Source organism: Streptomyces sp. NBC_00576 (assembly GCF_036345175.1).
Taxonomy (GTDB): Bacteria; Actinomycetota; Actinomycetes; order Streptomycetales; family Streptomycetaceae; genus Streptomyces.
On the sequence record NZ_CP107780.1, the window covers coordinates 3,002,851 to 3,021,754 of the forward strand.

The window sequence follows — 18,904 nt, forward strand, 5'->3', positions numbered from 1 at the left end:
CCGGAGGATTCATGACCCCGCCCACCGCCTCTCATGATCCGTACGCTCATACGTACGAGGACGAGGGCGACCAGCCGCTGGTAAGGCCGTACGCCATGACCGGCGGCCGGACCCGGCCGCGCTACCAGCTCGCCATCGAGGCGCTGATCAGCACGACGGCCGACCCGGCCCAGCTGATGGGACTTCTGCCCGAGCACCAGCGCATCTGCCACCTGTGCCGTGAGGTCAAGTCGGTGGCCGAGGTGTCTGCGCTCCTCGCCATGCCCCTCGGTGTGGCCCGCATCCTCGTCGCGGACCTCGCCGAGGCCGGACTGGTCGCCATCCACCAGCCGGGCGGCGACGAGAACAACGGCGGTGCACCAGCGGTGACACTGCTCGAAAGGGTGCTCAGTGGACTTCGCAAGCTCTGACGGGGGCCGGGCGACCACCTCCGCGAAGATCGTGGTCGCGGGTGGCTTCGGCGTGGGCAAGACCACGTTCGTGGGCGCCGTCTCGGAGATCAACCCGCTGCGTACCGAGGCCGTCATGACGTCGGCCTCCGCGGGTATCGACGACCTCACCCACACCGGGGACAAGACCACCACCACGGTGGCCATGGACTTCGGCCGTATCACCCTGGACCAGGACCTGATCCTGTACCTCTTCGGTACGCCGGGCCAGGACCGCTTCTGGTTCATGTGGGACGACCTGGTGCGCGGCGCGATCGGCGCCGTGGTCCTGGTCGACACCCGCCGGCTCGCGGACTGTTTTCCCGCGGTGGACTACTTCGAGAACAGCGGCCTGCCGTTCGTCATCGCCCTCAACGGCTTCGACGGGCACCAGCCGTACAACCCCGAAGAAGTGCGCGAAGCGCTCCAGATCGGCCCGGACGCTCCCATCATCACGACGGACGCCCGGCACCGCTCGGATGCGAAGAGCGCGCTGATCACACTGGTCGAGCACGCGCTCATGGCACGCCTGCGGTAACCAAATCTACGATGTTGTACGCCAGTTGTCGTAGATACACCGGAGCCGACTGTGGCCTTTGACACGGTCGGCCCCGGTGTTCATAACGTTTCGACAGAGATATCTGGTGGTATGGCCACGCGTCGCGGTCACCTGGTCTCGCTGCGCTCACATAGGCCCCGTCTTTTGACGGGGCTCGTTCTTTATGACCGTTTTATCTGGGGCTTACATCACTACGGATCTTCGCATTCCGACGTTTGGAAGAGCGAAGGCTGACGTGCTGGAATGCCTGAACTGCCTAATAGTCAAAGACGTACACCTGTAGAGAGTCTTTGACTTACCGGGCTCTGAGACACTGCGGCACAACGTTGGTGCCTTCCGCCGAGAGGTTGTTGGTCGAGTGAGGCGAAGCAAGAACGGTCCCGAGCCGTCGGCACGGGGCAACTTCACCCCGCCGCCGCGCGGAGCGGCGTCCGCCGCTGTGCCCGGCTCGGAGCCGATGGCGCCACCCGCCCCGAGCGGGAGTCGTTTCTCCCCGCGCAACTGGCGCGTGCCTACCAGGCTGAACGCGATCCTGCTCATACCCGTGGTCGTCGGCCTGATCATGGGCGGCTTCCAGGTGAAGAGCTCGATCGACACCTGGCAGGAGGCCGAGGACGCGGAGAAGACCGCGCGCCTCGTGCAGGCCGCCCTGGTCTACGGCGATGCTCTCTTCCAGGAGCGCGACCTCACCGCGGCGCCCCTGCTCCAGGGCAAGGGCGAGGACGATCCGACGGTCGTCAAGGCCCGCGCGGCCACCGACAAGGCCGCCGACGCCTTCGACGCCGCCGCCCAGAACATCCCGGACAAGCCCAGCGTCGAGCGCCGGCTGAAGCTGTTCCGCGAGGTCGAGCCCCAGCTGGCGGACATCCGCGCGAAGGCCTACACCTCCAAGCGCAGGGGCGTGGAGTCCGAGGAGAGCTACACCGCGGTCACACACACCCTGATGGAGTTCTCCAACGAGCTGGGCCTGGGCACGGGCAACATCACCGCCTACGGCCGGACGGTCTACGCGATCTCGCTCACCAAGGCCTCCGTGTCGCTGGAGCGGGCCATCGGCATACACCTGCTGACCAACCCCGGCCCCGGTCAGGGCAGCTTCGCCAGCCAGCGCATCGCCCTCTCCTCGTACGCGTACCTGGAGCGCATCGCCATCGCGGAGTACATCGCGGGCGGTACCGCCGAGGACGCCAAGAAGCTGCAGGACGCTTCCGTCGAGGTCACCGCCCAGGGCAAGGAAATGGCCGCCCAGGCCGCCCAGGCCGCCGCGGCCAAGGGCGACACCTATGTCCCGCCGCCGGCCGACCCCAACCAGATGATCACGGACCTCGCCTCGCTCCCCTCGACCAACTCGAGGGACCGTGCCGACCTCGCGGCGAAGGGCGTCACCGTCCAGAACTGGATGGCGGTCACCACCCTCAAGTACAACGCGTACCTCAAGCTGGAGACGGATCTCTCCAAGAGCGCGGTGAACGAGGCCGTCAGCATCTCCGACGAAGCCAAGCGTGACGCGTTCATCGTGGGTGCGGCCGTCGTGGTCGCCCTGCTCCTCGCCTTCATCCTGGCCGGCATGGTGGCCCGCCAGATGAGCCGCGCGATGCGCCAGCTGCGCAACGCCGCCTTCGGTATCGCCGAGCAGCGCCTGCCGATGCTGGTCGACCAGCTCTCGCGCACCGACCCCGGTCGCGTCGACACCCGTGTCGCCGCCATCCCGATCAACACCACGGACGAGATCGGCGAGGTCGCCCGCGCCTTCGACCAGGTTCACCGCGAGGCGGTCCGGCTGGCCGCCGAGCAGGCCCTGCTGCGGGGCAACATCAACGCGATCTTCACCAACCTGTCGCGCCGCAACCAGTCCCTGATCGAGGGCCAGCTGACCCTGATCACCGACCTGGAGAACAACGAGGCCGACCCGGACCAGCTGGAGAACCTCTTCCGCCTGGACCACCTCGCGACCCGTATGCGCCGCAACGGCGAGAACCTCCTCGTCCTCGCCGGCGAGGAGCCCGGCCGCCGCTGGGACCAGCCGGTCCCGCTGGTCGACGTCCTGCGCGCCGCCTCCTCCGAGGTGGAGCAGTACGAGCGCGTCGAGCTGTCGGGCGTACCGGAGGCCGAGATCCACGGCCGTGCGGTCACCGACCTCGTGCACCTGCTGGCCGAGCTGCTGGAGAACGCGACGACGTTCTCGTCCCCGCAGACCAAGGTCCGGGTGACGGCGACCCGTCTTCCTGACGGCCGCATCATGGTCGAGATCCACGACAAGGGCATCGGCCTCACCGCCGAGGACTTCGCGGACATCAACCACAAGCTGGCCAACCCGCCGACCGTGGACGCCGCGATCTCCCAGCGCATGGGCCTGTTCGTGGTCGGCCGGCTGTCCGACCGGCACGGCATCCGCGTCCAGCTCCGCCCCTCGGGCGAGCAGGCCGGTACGACCTCGCTGGTCATGCTCCCGGACGCCATCACGCACGGTGGCGGTGGCGAGCAGCAGCTGCAGCGCGACGAGTTCACCGTCTCGCAGATCATCCCGGAGCAGCAGCAGTACGTCGGCGAGAACTTCCAGGCCGTCCAGGGCCAGCCGATGCGTACGGCGGCCGAGCTCGGCTTCGACGACAGCCGCTACACCGAGGTCCCGGACGACATCCGCGAGCTGGACCCGGTGGGCCGCTCCCTGATGCGTGAGGAGCGCCGGGCGCAGCTCGAGGCCCAGGCGCACCCCGAGTCGGGCCCGCAGGAGGGCATCGAGGCCCCCGCGTACGGCGACGACTTCACCGCCGCGCCGAACGGCCAGGCCCCGGCCCTGGAGGAGCCCTTCGCGGGCTACGACCAGCAGACCGCGTACGAGGAGCGGCAGCAGCCGTCGTACGAGGAGCCGTACTTCAACGGGAACAACGGCTTCCCGCAGAGGGACGACTTCCCGGCGACCGGCAGCGAGTACCCGTCGACGAACGGCGGCTACCCGTCCTCGAACGGCAACGGCGGCTACCCGGAGCCCGCGTACACGGAGCCTGTCCAGGAAGAGCCCGCCCCGGCCCACGCCTCCGCCCCGGAGAGCTTCTCGGCCTTCGAGGAGCGGCGCTACCAGGATGACTGGCCGCAGCCGGACGGTTACCAGAACGGGCACCGCTCCGAGTACGCTCCGGAACCGGAATCCGCGCAGGCCGCTGACGTGAGTGAGCAAAATCACGTAGGCTTCGAGCGTCCGGGACCGGCACCCTCCGCCGCCCACACCATGACCGATGCCGGTCTTCCCCGCCGTGGATCCACCGCGAGCGGCACCAGCAACGGCACCTCCCGGCAGCACGTGGGCCAGGAGACACCGGCGCCGGCCCCCGCGGAGCAGAACGGCACCGCGAACGGCAACGGCAACGGAACCGGTCCCGACGACTGGCGCTCGGCCAACGACGAGCGCTGGCAGCAGGCCTCACAGCTCCGCAAGCCCAAGGCGGGCGGGGTGACCTCCTCCGGCCTGCCGCGCCGGGTACCGAAGGCCAACCTGATCGAGGGTGCCGCGGAAGCGACTCCCCAGGGCGGCCCGTCGGTCTCCCGCGCCCCCGAGGACATCCGGGGCAGGTTGAGCAACCTGCGCCGGGGCGTCCAACGGGGACGCACCGCAGGTAGTGAGACGAACGGCCAGGCCACCAGGAATCACCACGGTGGGCCTGACAGCACCTACAACCAGGAGCGTTAGTGTGAGCCCGATGAGCCAGGCGGCGCAGAACCTTAACTGGTTGATCACCAATTTCGTGGACAACACCCCCGGGGTGTCGCACACGGTGGTGGTCTCCGCCGACGGACTCCTTCTGGCGATGTCCGACGGCTTTCCGCGAGACCGTGCGGACCAGCTCGCCGCTGTCGCCTCCGGTCTGACCTCTCTCACCGCGGGTGCGTCGCGCATCTTCGAGGGCGGCAGCGTGAACCAGACGGTTGTGGAGATGGAGCGGGGATTCCTCTTCCTCATGTCCGTTTCCGACGGTTCCTCGCTCGCGGTGCTTGCACATCCGGAGGCCGACATCGGTCTCATTGGGTACGAGATGGCGCTTCTGGTCGACCGTGCCGGCACGGTTCTGACACCCGATCTGCGTGCGGAGCTCCAAGGGAGCCTTCTCAACTAACAGTCAGACGGTGCGTTTTGGCGTCCCGGGACGGTAGGTTTCGGACGCGGCGCCACAGTGATGCGGTGCCCGGCACAGTCGGAGGAGGAGAAGAAAGTGGCAACACCCCCAGGCGGTTCACCCTCGGGCAATTGGTCGTACGGCCCTGGCCAGGGTCAGGGCCAGGGTGACCCGAACCGATACAACTTCCCCTCCGCACCGAGCCACCGCCGGCAGCAGCCGTACGCGCCTCAGAACCCGCAGGGTCCCGGGCCGTCGCCGTACGACCAGCCGCCGGCGCCGCGTATCCAGCCCGTGCAGCCGCAGCGCCGCTCTCCGGAGCCGTCGCCCGCAGGGGGCGCGAGCAATCCCCTGGTGCGTCCCTACGCCATGACCGGCGGCCGGACGCGCCCCCGTTACCAGCTCGCCATCGAGGCGCTGGTACACACCACTGCGCAGCCGCACCAGATGCAGGGCCAGTTGCCCGAGCATCAGCGAATCTGCAACCTCTGCCGAGAGATCAAGTCGGTGGCCGAGATCTCGGCGTTGCTGACCATCCCTCTCGGTGTGGCCAGGATCCTCGTCGCCGACTTGGCGGAGGCAGGCCTGGTCGCCATCCATCAGCCCGGCGGCGACGAGAGCGCCGGCGGCCAGCCAGACGTGACTTTGCTCGAAAGGGTGCTCAGTGGACTTCGCAAGCTCTAGCGGAGGGCCTTCCCGCTCCACCACGTCCGCGAAAATCGTGGTGGCGGGCGGCTTCGGCGTGGGCAAGACCACGTTCGTCGGGGCCGTCTCGGAGATCAATCCGCTGCGTACCGAGGCCGTGATGACGTCCGCGTCCGCGGGCATCGACGACCTTACGCACACCGGGGACAAGACGACGACTACCGTCGCCATGGACTTCGGCCGTATCACCCTGGACCAGGACCTGATCCTGTACCTCTTCGGTACGCCCGGCCAGGACCGCTTCTGGTTCATGTGGGACGACCTGGTGCGCGGCGCGATCGGTGCGATCGTCCTCGTTGACACGAGGCGCCTTGCCGACTGCTTCCCGGCTGTCGACTACTTCGAGAACAGCGGCCTGCCGTTCGTCATCGCCCTCAACGGCTTCGACGGCAACCAGCCCTACAACCCGGACGAGGTGCGCGAGGCGCTCCAGATCGGGCCGGACACTCCGATCATCACTACGGATGCCCGGCATCGGGCGGACGCGAAGAGTGCGTTGATCACTCTCGTGGAGCACGCGTTGATGGCTCGGTTGCGGTAGACAGACTTTCGGCCACTGGGCTGCCTCGGACGGTTGTACGCCGTCTGCGGCAGCCCAGTGGCTTGTCACGTCCCCGCGGCGGAGCCGCAAATCGATACAGCCCCGCGCCCCTGTACGACAAGAAGGGCCCCTCTCAACGAGAGGGGCCCTTCTTGTCGTACAGGGGCTAGTGCCAGCTGTGCGGGGCGCGGAAGCCGCCCTCGCGCTCCAGGCGGCGCCAGCCGGCCTTCGGGTGGCCGCGGTGGGCCGGGGCGGCCGTCGGGACCGCTGCCGCGCGGGCCAGCAGGATCGCCGTGATGGCGGCGACTTCCTCGGGCTCGGCGTGGCCCTTCTCGACGCGAATGTCAGAGGCGCTCATAGGTCACAGTCTCCGTGTGAGAGGTTTCCGCGGGTGTACCGCGAGGGGTCCGCTGGGTTACCGCGCGGGGATCACTGCGGGGGGTTGCCGTGCTTTCGCGAGGGCAGGTCGGCGTGCTTGGTGTGCAGCATCGCGAGCGACCTGATGAGCACCGAACGCGTCTCGGCCGGGTCGATGACGTCGTCGACCAGACCGCGCTCGGCGGCGTAGTAGGGGTGCATCAGCTCGGACTTGTACTCCTTGACCATCCGAGCCCTCATCGCCTCGGAGTCCTCGGCATCCGCGATCTGGCGGCGGAAGATGACGTTGGCGGCACCTTCTGCGCCCATCACGGCGATCTCGTTCGTCGGCCAGGCGTAGGTGAGGTCGGCGCCGATGGACTGGCTGTCCATGACGATGTACGCGCCTCCGTACGCCTTGCGCAGGATCAGCGAGATCCTCGGAACGGTCGCGTTGCAGTAGGCGTACAGCAGCTTCGCGCCGTGCCGGATGATTCCGCCGTGCTCCTGGTCGACGCCCGGCAGGAAGCCGGGGACATCCAGCAGCGTGACGATCGGGATGTTAAAAGCGTCGCACATCTGGACAAAACGTGCAGCTTTTTCCGATGCCTCGATGTCCAGGACCCCGGCAAGACTCTGCGGCTGGTTGGCGACGATGCCGACGACCCGGCCGTCGAGGCGGCCGAGCGCGCAGATGATGTTGCGGGCCCAACGCTCGTGGATCTCAAGGTAGTCGCCGTCGTCGACGATCTCCTCGATGACCTTGGCCATGTCGTACGGCCTGTTGCCGTCGGCCGGAACGAGGTCCAGCAGAATGTCGCTGCGCCGGTCCGCGGGGTCCTCGGACTCGACGCGCGGCGGGTTCTCGCGGTTGTTCTGCGGAAGCATCGCGAGGAGGTAGCGAACCTCGGCGATGCAGGTCTCCTCGTCGTCGTACGCGAAGTGCGCCACGCCGCTCGTCTCGGCGTGCACGTCGGCGCCGCCGAGGCCGTTCTGGGTGATCTCCTCGCCGGTGACCGCCTTGACGACGTCCGGTCCCGTGATGAACATCTGCGAGGTCTCGCGGACCATGAAGACGAAGTCGGTCAGGGCGGGGCTGTAGGCCGCGCCGCCCGCGCACGGGCCGAGCATCACGCTGATCTGCGGGATGACGCCGGAGGCCCTGGTGTTGCGCTGGAAGATGCCGCCGTACCCGGCGAGGGCACTGACGCCCTCCTGGATACGGGCACCGGCGCCGTCGTTGAGCGACACCAGCGGCGCCCCGGCCGCGATGGCCATGTCCATGATCTTGTGGATCTTCGTGGCGTGGGCCTCGCCCAGCGCGCCGCCGAAGATACGGAAGTCATGGGCGTACACGAAGACCGTACGACCCTCCACCGTGCCCCAGCCGGTGATCACACCGTCCGTGAACGGCTTCTTGGCCTCCAGGCCGAAGCCGGTCGCGCGGTGCCGGCGCAGTTGCTCGACCTCATTGAAGGAGTCCGGGTCGAGGAGCAGGTCGATGCGCTCCCGGGCGGTCAGCTTGCCCTTGGCGTGCTGCGCCTCGGTGGCCTTCTCGCTGGGGCCGGCCAGGGCCTGTGCACGGATCTCGTGCAGCTCGGCCACGCGCCCGCGTGCGTCCGTCGGCTCCCCCGTCGGCTCGCCCGCGAACTCACCCTGCGCCTCATCCAAAACGGTCATGTAGTGACCTTACGAAGCCGAGCAAGAAAACCGGGCCGTCGACTCCGTACAGTCTCCGGCGCGTTTTCCTGGTACCCCTGAACAGAACAACGCCGGCGTGCAGCCGACCCGACTGCTCAGGGGGCGTGCGCGTTGTGGAGGTCACACAAAGGCGTCGCGGCGGCACCCTTGTCACACCGGACGAGACTACGACACGCGGAGTAACTCTACGAACACTCCTTGGATAATGTTGAATATTGAACGGAATAGGACTACGGTGACGCTCGTTGGACTGATTCAAGATTCAACAACTTCGGCACCCCGTCCCCAAGGAGTCATGCCATGAGCATCTTCGGCCGCAAGAACGCCGCTGCCAGCGACGCCCCCACCTCGTCCGTGGCGACCGCGGTTGCCCCCGAGCGCGCCGCGCTGACCGGTGACTACACGATCGACCCGTCCCACACGACGATCGGCTTCGTCGCCCGGCACGCCATGGTGACGAACGTCAAGGGCAGCTTCCAGGAGTTCGAGGGCACCCTGCACCTCGACGGCACCGACCCCACCGCCTCAACGGCGTCCCTCGACATCAAGATGGACAGCATCGAGACGGGCTCCGCCGACCGCGACGGCCACCTGAAGAGCGCGGACTTCTTCCGGACGGACGAGTTCCCGGCGATGACGTTCCGCTCCACCGGGGCGGAGTCCCTGGGCGGCGACGACTACCGCATCACCGGCGATCTGGAGATCCTCGGCACGACGAAGCAGATCTCCATCGACCTGGAGTTCAACGGCGCGGCGAAGGACCCGTTCGGCAACGAGCGCGTGGGCTTCGAGGGCAAGGCGGAGATCCTGCGCTCGGAGTGGGGCCTGACGTGGAATGCAGCGCTGGAGACGGGCGGGGTGCTGGTGTCGGACAAGATCAAGCTGAACTTCGACATCTCGGCCATCAGGAACGCGTGACGCGACGACCGCCGCTCCGGGTGGGCCGGCGTCGGCGCCCGCAGAACCCTCGAAGCGGAAACGAACCGCCCGCCTGGTCAGGACAGTCAGTCCTCGACCGGGCGGGCGGACGTGTCGGTGCCCCAACTCCCGCTCAGGATCAAGGATTTGCCGGACTTGCCGGCGCTTCCGTCAACCCGGCGACGGCTGCCGCGAGGCGTGCGGCCCGGATGTCCGGCGTGCGGGCCTTCAGCACCGGCAGGACGACCTGGTACTGATCCGTCCTGCCGAGCGCCTCGAAGGCCGCCTTGGCACGAGGGTCGCGCTCCAGCGCGGCAACGAGGTCGTCCGGGACGGAGGCGTTGCGCTGGGACTCGTACGCCGCCTCCCACCGTCCGTCCGCCTTGGCCGCGTCGATCTCCGCGAGGCCGCCGGGCCGCATCAGGCCGGCCGCCACCAACTCCGGCACCCTCCGTACGTTGACCATCGACCACACACTGCCCCGCCGACGCGGGGTGATCTTCTGAAGGAAGTGGGCGGCGTCGAGGCTCCTGCGCTGACCGGTGATCCACCCATGGCAGAGGGCCATGTCATTGACCTCGGCGGCGGTGACGGAGGCCAGACCGGAGCCCTTCTTGGCGACTTTCACCCACAGGCCGGCGGCCTGGGCTGCCGAGTAGGCGGCGAGCCAGGCGTCGAGGGCGGGGGCGTCGGCGAAGGGCTCGACCGGTACGCCGTCGAGGACTTCGGCGGGCTGGTCCGTGGGGTCCTGGTCCGTTTGGTTGTCGGGTGGGGTTGGGGTGGCCATGAGGGCACGGTAGCGGTCAAACAGGCCAGGTTCCGTCCTCATGGTGCGCCGTCGTTCGTTGTCGCCATGGGTGGAAAACCGGTTGATGGCAGGTCGCGCCATGCGTGGTCCCGCGTCCGGGCCGGGGCCTCGCACTGTGGGCGCCGCCTGTCGGGTGGGCGGTGCCGATCCTGGTCAGTACGCATCCGGCGCCGCTCTACATGGGGGCGGTTATCCGGAGCGGGCTGTCGTTCGGGATCGGATCGACCGTCGTCACCGTCGTCACCCTCGTCATGCGTGTCGCCTCCAACGCTCCCGCGACCAGTGGGGTATTCGCCACCGGCGCGCTGAACAGAGGGGCTGTGGTGCGGCCGTTGCTCGCCGGTCCCGCGACCGTGGCTACGGGTGGCCAGGGGGGTGCCGTGTGTCCTCGACCTGGTCTGACGTCCCGAATATCCCCGTGCGCCCCGCCCACCCGCAAGCTAGCCTCCGACCATGACCTGGCTCCCCCGCGACTTCGCCCACCCGCTGCACGTCGAGGTACCCGGCGGGTATCACCTGCGGCCGATTCGCGGGACCGACGCCGCGCTCGACTACCCGACCGTCATGGGCTCGCGCGAGCGGCTGTGGAGCATCTTCGGGGAGGCCTGGGGGTGGCCGGCCGCCACCATCACGTACGAGGCCAATCTCGCCGATCTGGAGCGGCACGCCGCTGAGGTCGACGCCCACGAGTCGTTCAACTACGTGCTGCTCAATGACGACGAGACCGTCGAACTCGGGTGCGTCTACATCGATCCGCCCGAGAAGGCCGGCGCCGATGCCGAGGTCTCCTGGTGGGTGGTGGACAGCGCCGTCGGGAGCGAGGTGGAGCGGGCTCTCGACGCCCTCGTACCGCAGTGGATCGCCGCCGACTGGCCCTTCGTGAAGCCTCGCTTCATCGGGCGGGATCTGTCCTGGGCGGAGTGGCTGCGGCTGCCCGACGCGTCCGCATAGCCCGGCCACAACCCCGGCATAGCGCCGACGCGTCCGATCCGTGCGAGCCGGCTGGCCCGATAGGGGCGGCCGGATTTCGCCCCTTGTGGGGCCGCTCACAGCGTTCGCATAATCCTTCAACAGATTTTGACCAGCTCATGCCAGCAAAAGCACGAGTTCTTTCTGTTGATTTGGCATGAGCCTGACATTTCTGTGTATGTCCGACCCCCCACGGAAGGCATCACGTTGAAGAAGCTCATCACCGCGCTCAAGAGAACCGCGGCCGCCGGCGCCGCAGCGCTCGCGATCATCAGCCTTCAGCCGCTCTCCTCCGCGCAGGCCGCCCCGGCGCCCGTCGTCGGCGGAACCCGTGCCGCGCAGGGCGAGTTCCCGTTCATGGTCCGGCTCTCCATGGGCTGTGGCGGTGCGCTCTACACGCAGCAGATCGTGCTCACCGCCGCGCACTGTGTGAACGGCTCGGGTGCCAACACCAGCATCACGGCCACCGCCGGTGTCGTGGACCTCCAGTCCACCACCGGCCGCGTCCAGGTCCGGTCCACCCGGGTCCTCCAGGCCCCCGGCTACAACGGCACAGGCAAGGACTGGGCGCTCATCAAGCTCGCCCAGCCGATCAACCTGCCGACGCTGAAGATCGCCACCACCACGCAGTACAACACCGGTGACTTCACCGTCGCGGGCTGGGGCGCGGCCCGTGAGGGCGGTGCTCAGCAGCGCTACATGCTCAAGGCCACGGTGCCGTTCATCAGCGACGCCACCTGTAAGGCGTACGGCGGTCTCTACAGCGGCCTCGTCGCCGGCGAGGAGATCTGCGCCGGCTTCGCGGCGGGCGGCGTCGACACCTGCCAGGGTGACTCCGGCGGCCCGATGTTCCGCAAGGACAACGCCGGTGCGTTCGTCCAGGTCGGCATCGTCAGCTGGGGCGACGGCTGCGCCCAGCGCAACGCTCCCGGCGTCTACTCCGAGGTCTCGACCTTCGCCTCGGCCATCGCCTCGGCGGCGTCGACTCTCTGACGCGCCTGGGTGGCATCATTCGTACGACGTCCACGGGTCCGGCGCTTCTCAGCGCCGGACCCGTGTCTGTACGTCGTGGGGCTTGCGTGCCGGAGGGTGTCGCCCCCGCCGCCCTTACCCGTCCCATCACTGGGGGCTGCGCCCCCAGCCCCCCTACGGCCCTGAACGGGCCTCGTCCTCAAACGCCGGACGGGCTGGATGGTGCGGGCCGGGGGACCCGTTGGCGATCGAGGAGGTAGCGCCGAGGCTGGACGGTGCCGGCCCGCGTCTGATCAGAACCCCCCGCCACCCCCGAAGTCCCCGCCACCGCCGAAGTCCCCTCCCCCGAAGTCCCCGGGGTTGAAGTCCGCGCCGGACATGTCGCCGCCATCGAAGCCGCCGGGATCCCGGAAATCGCCGTAGCCGCCGCCGTAGTCGGCCGCGTAGGACGGGGTGGCCATCATGCTGCCGAGCATCGTGCCGACGAGGAGGCCTGGGAGGATGCCGCCGCCGAAGTAGCCGCCCGCCCAGGGGCCGTACGCGGGGCCCGCGTCCCAGTAGGGGCGGGGGCCTGAAGCGGTCTCCACCTCGCGGACCGCCGGGTCGTGGCCGTCGGCCAGGCGGGCCCGGTCGGCGGCGCAGACCGGGACCTCGCGGGGTGTTCCGCCCGCCGGTGTCCAGGTCGCGTCGGCGACCGAGGGGCCGTGGCGCGGGTCGAAGAAGCAGGGGCCGCGGCGTTCGGGCAGCGGGCCGCCCTCGCGGCGCGCGGCGAGTTGCGCGAGCGAGAACCGGCCGTCCTCCAGGGTCTGCGTCACCGCGCGCACCTCCTCCGGCCGCCGGGTGGCCGCCATCAGCGACTTCGCCTTCTCGTACGCGTCCAGCGCCCGTTCGTAGTCCGCGCGCATAGCGTCGTCGGCGCCCGCCTCGGCGGGGTGGAAGTCGAGCCGGTCGAGTTCCTCGCCGAACGCGGTGATGTCCTCGTCGACGACGACCGTCAGCTTGGCGAGCGCCGCCCGCCGCTCCTCCTCGTGCCGCCGCCGGTTCCGCCGGACCAGGGCGTACGCGCCGGCGCCACCCGCCGCCAGCACCGCGCCGACGGTGATCAGCGCCCCGGTGCCCACCCCACCGTCACCGCCACCGCCCGAGCCGCTCCAGGTGGCGGGCGCCGAACCGCCGATGTTGCCGCGCAGCGCGGCGTCGACGAAGTCGTTGAGCTGGGCCTTCGTGTCTCCGGCGCTCTGCACCGCCGTCACCAGGTTGCCGACCGCCGACTGGCTGAGCACACTGCCGTCGGCCCGCGCGTCGAAACGGTCGCCGAGGCGGACGGCGTACAGACCCGTGACGCCTGTCTCCGTTCGGAGGTTCGTGAAGAGGTTCTTGGTCGGGTAGCCGGCCGGGAGGACAGCCACGAAGACTGGCTTGTCCGCGTCCTTGATCTTGGCAGCGAGCGCGTCGGCGTCGGACAAGGACAGCAGGTCGAAGGCGGCCGGGTCCACGTACACCGGGCCCGCGCGCAGCGCTTCGGCGATCTTCGAGAGGTCGGTGGCCGCATGCGCGCCGGGCGCGGCGGCCGTCAGCAGCGCGAGTACCGCGAGTGTCACGACGAAGGGCACCAGCAGCAGACGTATGACAGGACGGACCACTACGGCCTTCATAGCTTCGAAGCTACCCGAAGTAGGGGAGAAACGGACATCGGTCCTGGTGAGGCTCCCGCTTCCCCTGCCCCTCCCTCTCCCCACCAGGACCGATTTCCGTTTGTCCCCACCCGGCTCAGGCCGCCCGGTACGCGGCCCTCAGCTTCTCCACGGCCGCGCCGTACCGTCCGGTCAGCAGCAGATGGTCGGCGTCGGCGAAGGGCTTGGCGGTGGCCGAGGTGATGTGCTGCCCGATCTTCGCCTGCGCGATCAGCCGCGCCTGGGTGACGAGCGTGCGTCCGGCCTTCGCGTCGTGGGACCTCTCGGCCACCGTCGCCGCGATCGCCAGCGCCTTCAGGGTCTTGTCGCCGCCCTCCGGGATCCTGGTCCTCGTCGTGAGTCCCCAGCCGTACGGGAACTGCGGATCGTACGCGGTGTCGCCCACGTTGATCGGCAGCTGGGTCTCCGACTTCGGCCAGGTGAGCGGGAGTTGGCCGGTGAACGCGCGCTTGCCGTAGAGCACGTCGGCGACGCCGTCGCCCTCGGTGCCGGGTAGCCAGGAGGCGACCAGGGCGTCGATGTCACCGAGCCGGTCGCCGATGAGCTGGGGGCGCCCGGCGACGACCAGCACCGCGCACTTCATCGCCGCGCACACCCGGTCGACCGCTGCCTTGTCGGCGTCGCTCAGCTGCAGGTCGTTGCCGTTGCCGACGTCTCCGGCGCCCTCGGCGTACGGGGTCTCGCCGACGACCACCACACCCACGTCATAACCGGCTGTCGGGGCGGAGGCGTCCTTGGAGTAGGTGACGCTGCCGCCGGCTTTCCGCATGCCCTCCAGGACGGTCGTGCCCTCGGTGATGTCCCCGGAGGAGCCCTGCCAGGTGACGGTCCAGCCGCCGGTCTGGTTGCCGATGTCGTCGGCGTTGGACCCGGCGACGTACACCTTCTGGGACTTCTTCAGCGGCAGCACGCTGTCGGCGTTCTTCAGCAGGACCTGTGACTTCGACGCCAACTGCCGTGCCACTGCCCGGTGTTCGGCCGAGCCGATGTCCGCCGCGCCGCTCGTGTCGGCGTACGGGCGCTCGAAGAGGCCCAGCTTGAACTTCTGGGTGAGGATGCGGGAGACGGCGTCGTCGATCCGCTTGCCGTTGATCCGGCCGGCGTTCACCTCGGCGACGAGGGTGGTGTGGAAGTCCTTGTAGGCGTTCGGAACCATGATCATGTCGAGGCCCGCGTTGACGGACGTGCGGACGTCGGAGGCGTAGTCGCCGGGGATCTGGTCGATGGCCTGCCAGTCGCTGATGACGAAGCCGTCGAAGCCCATACGGCCCTTGAGTACGCCGTTGATCATGTCGGCGCGGGCGTGCATCTTCACCGGTCCCTGGCCGTCCCCCGCGATGTCGAGGGAGGAGTAGGACGGCATGACCGAGCCGACTCCGCGGTCGACGGCGTCCTGGTACGGGGCCAGGTGGACCGCTTCCAGTTGCTTCCGGGTGATCTCGGTGACGCCCTGGTCGATGGTGTACGAGCCGGTGGTGGAGGAGCCGTAGGTCGTGCCGCCGTCGCCGACGAAGTGCTTGGCGGTGGCGAGGACCTTGTCGTTGTCCTTCAAGTCCTGTCCGTTCGCGCGGCCTTGGAGACCCTGGATCACCGTCTCCATCGACTCGACGAGCGCCGGGTCCTCACCGAACGACTCGTAGGTCCGCCCCCAGCGTTCGTCACGGGCCACGCAGAGGCAGGGCGCGAAGTCCCAGGGGATGCCCGTGGCCCTGACCTCGGCCGCCGCCACCTTCCCTGCGCCGTAAGCGAGTTGGGGATCACGGGCGGCCCCGATGCCGATGTTGTGCGGCAGGATCGTGGCGCCGACGAGGTTGTTGTGACCGTGCACCGCGTCCACCCCGTAGATCAACGGGATCTGGAACCGCGTTGCCTGCGCCCGGAGTTGGAAGCCGTCGATCATCTTCGCCCAGGCCACCGGGGTGTTGGGTGTGGGCGTCGAACCGCCGCCGGAGAGCAGCGAGCCGAGGTCGTAGGAGGCGACGTCACCGGGCGTCGCCGCGACCGCGCCGCGCTCGGCCTGGGTCATCTGGCCGGCCTTCTCCGCCAGGGACATCCGGGAGAGGAGGTCGGCGACCCGCTTCTTCACCGGCAACTTGCCGTTCAGATACGGGAGTCCGTGTGCGTCGATGACGATCTGCGGTGTCTCGGCCGGGGCCCTGGCTCCGGTGACCGTGAGCTTGAGGGGGATCGTCTCCGCCGACTCCGCCGCCCTGTCCTTGCGGGTGAGGACCTGGATCGTGCGGGAGGTGCCGGAGGCGGTGCCCGCCGGGAAGGTGATCTCGCCGCGGACGGGCGTGTAGTCGGTGCCGTCCGATGCCGTGCCGCCGGTCGTCGTCTCGTAGGCGACCGTCACGGGGTCGGTGAGCGGGGCGGAACCGGTCGTGCCGAGAGTGACGCCGACCTTCGCCGTGCCGCCCTCCTTCACCGGGTACACGGCGGAGCCGGTGGTGACGGACGCGCGCCGTGATTGATCCGCCTTGCCGTACAACTCGACGCCGTCCATGGCGAATCGACCGCTGATCCCGGCGGGGAGGGTGAGGGCGTACCCCCAGGTCTCGGTGAGTCCGAGGATCTGGTCGATACCGCCGACCGGCTGGTAGTCCGTGCGGTAGGCGAAGTCGGTGAAGGGGAGCTCGATCTGCTTCCAGCCGGTGAAGTCGTCGGTGAACGAGGTCGTCCAGAGTTCGGAGGCCTCGCCGTTGGCGCCGCCGTCCTTCAGCTCGAAGCTGATCTTCCTGCCGTTGCCCTGGCCCTCCCACCAGAAGCGGATGCCTTTGCTCGCCGACCAGTCGTGGGCGGGCTCGGCGAAGGCGAAATCGTGGGTGAAGCCGCCGTAGCCGCTGATGTCGTAGGTGCCGGTGAGGACCTTGGCGCCTTCGGGGGCGTCCGTCCGTTCGGTGAGGGCGAGTCGGGGCGGGTCGTCGCTGTCGCCACCCCAGGTGAAGATGCCACCGGCGGGCGGGGAGGCGAAGGGGACCTCGCCCTCGAAGCGGTCCACCGGGACGGGGGCGGGGTCGTCGGCCCCGGCCGCCGTGCCCGCGGCGGCCAGGGGCAGCAGCCCGGTCAGCAAAGTGGCGCAGACAAGCAGGGCGGTTCGGCGCATGGACCATCCCTCGGCTCTAGGAGTCCTTGAGTCCCCGAGTCCACTGGAACACCTTGCGTGTCCTCGTGGCTTGGAACACGCCGCGAGTCAACAAGTGCCCCTGTGAGCCGTCAAGGTGCCGAACACGCCTCGCACCACTTGGCCCGAATACGGCTCCCTACTTCGCGGGCTCCACACCTGCCCGCAGCAGCCCGTACGTGTAGGCGTCCGCCAGTGCCTCCCACGACGCGGCGATCACGTTGTCGGCGACGCCCACCGTCGACCACTCGCCCTTGCCGTCCGAGGTGGAGATGAGGACGCGGGTCGTGGACTGCGTGCCGTGCTTGCCCTCCAGGATGCGGACCTTGTAGTCGACCAGCTCCAGCTTGGCGAGCGGCGGATAGATCTTCTCCAGGGCCACCTTGAGGGCGCGGTCCAGGGCGTTCACCGGGCCGTTGCCCTCCGCTGTCGCGACGATGCGCTCGCCCTTGGCGAAGAGCTTGACCGTGGCCTCGTTGGCGTGGCTGCCGTCGGGGCGGTCCTCGACGATCGCGCGCCAGGACTCGACCTCGAAGTACGTACGGGCCCTGCCCTCGGCCTCCGCGCGCAGCAGCAGCTCGAAGGACGCGTCGGCCGCCTCGAACGTGTAGCCCTGGAGCTCGCGCTCCTTCACCCGCGCGACGACCCGGCCGACCAGCTCACGGTCGTCGCCCAGGTCGACGCCGAGTTCCTTGCCCTTGAGCTCGATCGAGGCGCGGCCCGCCATGTCGGAGACCAGCATCCGCATGGTGTTGCCGACCTGCTCGGGGTCGATGTGCTGGTAGAGGTCGGGGTCGACCTTGATGGCCGAGGCGTGCAGGCCCGCCTTGTGGGCGAAGGCCGAGACTCCCACGTACGGCTGATGCGTGGACGGCGTCAGGTTGACGACCTCGGCGATGGCGTGGGAGATACGGGTCATCTCGCGCAGCGCACCGTCGGGCAGGACCTTCTTGCCGTACTTCAGTTCCAGGGCCGCCACGACCGGGAACAGGTTGGCGTTGCCGACGCGCTCGCCGTAGCCGTTGGCGGTGCACTGGACGTGGGTCGCGCCCGCGTCCACGGCGGCGAGGGTGTTGGCGACCGCGCAGCCCGTGTCGTCCTGGGTGTGGATGCCGAGGCGGGCGCCGGTGTCGGCGAGGACCGTGGCGACGACCGCCTGGACCTGGGCCGGAAGCATGCCGCCGTTGGTGTCGCAGAGGATGACGACATCGGCGCCGGCCTCGGACGCCGCCCGGACGACGGCCTTCGCATACTCGGGGTTCGCCCGGTAGCCGTCGAAGAAGTGCTCGCAGTCGACGAAGACGCGGCGGCCCTGGGAGCGCAGGTGGGCGACGGTGTCGCGGACCATCTCCAGGTTCTCGTCGAGGGTCGTGCGCAGCGCCAGCTCGACGTGCCGGTCGTGGGACTTGGCGACCAGGGTGATGACGGGGGCGCCGGAGTCCAGGAGGGCCTTGACCTGCGGGTCCTCGCTCGCCTTGCCGCCGGCCCTGCGGGTGGCGCCGAAGGCCACGAGCTGGGCGTGCCGGAAGTCGATCTCCTGCTGTGCGCGGGCGAAGAACTCGGTGTCGCGCGGGTTGGCGCCCGGCCAGCCGCCCTCGATGAAGCCGACGCCGAAGTCGTCCAGGTGCCGTGCGATGGCCAGCTTGTCGGCGACGGTGAGGTTGATGCCCTCGCGCTGGGCGCCGTCGCGCAGGGTGGTGTCGAAGACGTGGAACGAGTCGTCGAGTTCGCTGGTTTCCGTCATGATCTCAAGGCTCCTGAGGATGTCGATCTCGGTCTTTACCGGAATGACCGGCTCCACCGTCCCTCAATGATCCCTCGCGCTGCTTCTTTGGCTGGAGGTGGGCCAGAAAAGCGAAAAACCCCTCGCGGGTGCGAGAGGTCTGCGCGCGGGTCGAGGACGAAGAGGCCACCCGTACCTGGTCGTACGTGGTGGTCACTGCGGACCGGCGCGCCTGCTGCCAATAATCGTGGCGAACGAGAGCACGGAGGCAGTCTGGCACAGTCCGCCTCCGTGCT

Annotated in this window: 15 protein-coding genes; 9 read left to right on the top strand and 6 right to left on the bottom strand. The window is 69.0% G+C overall.

Features of this window, described 5'->3' with window-relative positions; genetic code table 11:
- The first annotated feature begins 11 nt into the window (after positions 1–11).
- The 6 genes from OG734_RS12465 to OG734_RS12490 all read left to right on the top strand — a co-directional run bounded on the left by OG734_RS12465 (position 12) and on the right by OG734_RS12490 (position 6,345).
- Positions 12–410, top strand: coding sequence for a DUF742 domain-containing protein (locus OG734_RS12465; protein WP_006375303.1), 399 nt, complete (start codon positions 12–14; stop codon positions 408–410).
- On the top strand, positions 391–966 hold the full coding sequence (locus tag OG734_RS12470; protein ID WP_006375318.1) for a GTP-binding protein: 576 nt from the start codon (positions 391–393) through the stop codon (positions 964–966). Before OG734_RS12465 ends, OG734_RS12470 begins: the two co-directional genes overlap by 20 nt.
- Positions 967–1,345: 379 nt before the next feature.
- A complete protein-coding gene (locus tag OG734_RS12475; RefSeq protein WP_330287551.1) occupies positions 1,346–4,675 on the top strand; it encodes a sensor histidine kinase in 3,330 nt (1,109 codons plus the stop codon).
- A gap of 10 nt (positions 4,676–4,685) precedes the next feature.
- The gene (locus tag OG734_RS12480; RefSeq protein WP_330287552.1) at positions 4,686–5,099 is read left to right on the top strand and encodes a roadblock/LC7 domain-containing protein; all 414 of its coding nucleotides are present in this window, start codon (positions 4,686–4,688) and stop codon (positions 5,097–5,099) included.
- A gap of 96 nt (positions 5,100–5,195) precedes the next feature.
- Positions 5,196–5,783: a DUF742 domain-containing protein gene (locus OG734_RS12485; protein ID WP_330287553.1), complete on the top strand. Its 588-nt coding sequence runs from the start codon at positions 5,196–5,198 to the stop codon at positions 5,781–5,783.
- Positions 5,764–6,345 carry a GTP-binding protein gene (locus OG734_RS12490; protein WP_026248371.1) on the top strand — a complete coding sequence of 194 codons (582 nt, stop codon included), beginning with the start codon at positions 5,764–5,766 and terminating at the stop codon, positions 6,343–6,345. The genes OG734_RS12485 and OG734_RS12490 overlap by 20 nt, the downstream gene beginning before the upstream one ends.
- A gap of 166 nt (positions 6,346–6,511) precedes the next feature.
- Here OG734_RS12490 and OG734_RS12495 read toward each other — a convergent pair whose 3' ends face one another.
- Together OG734_RS12495 and OG734_RS12500 are read right to left on the bottom strand one after the other, a co-directional pair.
- A complete protein-coding gene (locus OG734_RS12495) occupies positions 6,512–6,703 on the bottom strand; it encodes an acyl-CoA carboxylase subunit epsilon (RefSeq protein ID WP_330287554.1) in 192 nt (63 codons plus the stop codon).
- A 71-nt stretch (positions 6,704–6,774) separates the two neighbouring features.
- Positions 6,775–8,382, bottom strand: coding sequence for an acyl-CoA carboxylase subunit beta (locus tag OG734_RS12500; RefSeq protein ID WP_330287555.1), 1,608 nt, complete (start codon positions 8,380–8,382; stop codon positions 6,775–6,777).
- A gap of 321 nt (positions 8,383–8,703) precedes the next feature.
- On the opposite strand from OG734_RS12500, the gene OG734_RS12505 reads away from it, so the two are divergent.
- A complete protein-coding gene (locus OG734_RS12505) occupies positions 8,704–9,321 on the top strand; it encodes a YceI family protein (RefSeq protein WP_330287556.1) in 618 nt (205 codons plus the stop codon).
- Between the two features lie 139 nt (positions 9,322–9,460).
- Here OG734_RS12505 and OG734_RS12510 read toward each other — a convergent pair whose 3' ends face one another.
- Positions 9,461–10,108: a YdeI/OmpD-associated family protein gene (locus OG734_RS12510; protein WP_330287557.1), complete on the bottom strand. Its 648-nt coding sequence runs from the start codon at positions 10,106–10,108 to the stop codon at positions 9,461–9,463.
- A gap of 474 nt (positions 10,109–10,582) precedes the next feature.
- On the opposite strand from OG734_RS12510, the gene OG734_RS12515 reads away from it, so the two are divergent.
- Both OG734_RS12515 and OG734_RS12520 read left to right on the top strand, forming a co-directional pair.
- Positions 10,583–11,080 (top strand): N-acetyltransferase, encoded by a 498-nt coding sequence (locus OG734_RS12515; protein WP_330287558.1) that lies wholly within the window; start codon positions 10,583–10,585, stop codon positions 11,078–11,080.
- Between the two features lie 225 nt (positions 11,081–11,305).
- Complete coding sequence (locus OG734_RS12520) at positions 11,306–12,091, top strand: S1 family peptidase (RefSeq protein WP_330287559.1); 786 nt, start codon at positions 11,306–11,308, stop codon at positions 12,089–12,091.
- Positions 12,092–12,363: 272 nt separating this feature from the next.
- Here OG734_RS12520 and OG734_RS12525 read toward each other — a convergent pair whose 3' ends face one another.
- The 3 genes from OG734_RS12525 to cimA form a co-directional block, all read right to left on the bottom strand.
- Positions 12,364–13,725 (bottom strand): hypothetical protein, encoded by a 1,362-nt coding sequence (locus OG734_RS12525; RefSeq protein WP_330287560.1) that lies wholly within the window; start codon positions 13,723–13,725, stop codon positions 12,364–12,366.
- Between the two features lie 115 nt (positions 13,726–13,840).
- Positions 13,841–16,867, bottom strand: a complete 3,027-nt coding sequence (locus OG734_RS12530; protein ID WP_330287561.1) for a glycoside hydrolase family 3 protein — start codon at positions 16,865–16,867, stop codon at positions 13,841–13,843.
- Positions 16,868–17,024: 157 nt separating this feature from the next.
- Positions 17,025–18,629 (bottom strand): citramalate synthase, encoded by a 1,605-nt coding sequence (cimA, locus tag OG734_RS12535; protein ID WP_330287562.1) that lies wholly within the window; start codon positions 18,627–18,629, stop codon positions 17,025–17,027.
- Between the last annotated feature and the right edge of the window lie 275 nt (positions 18,630–18,904).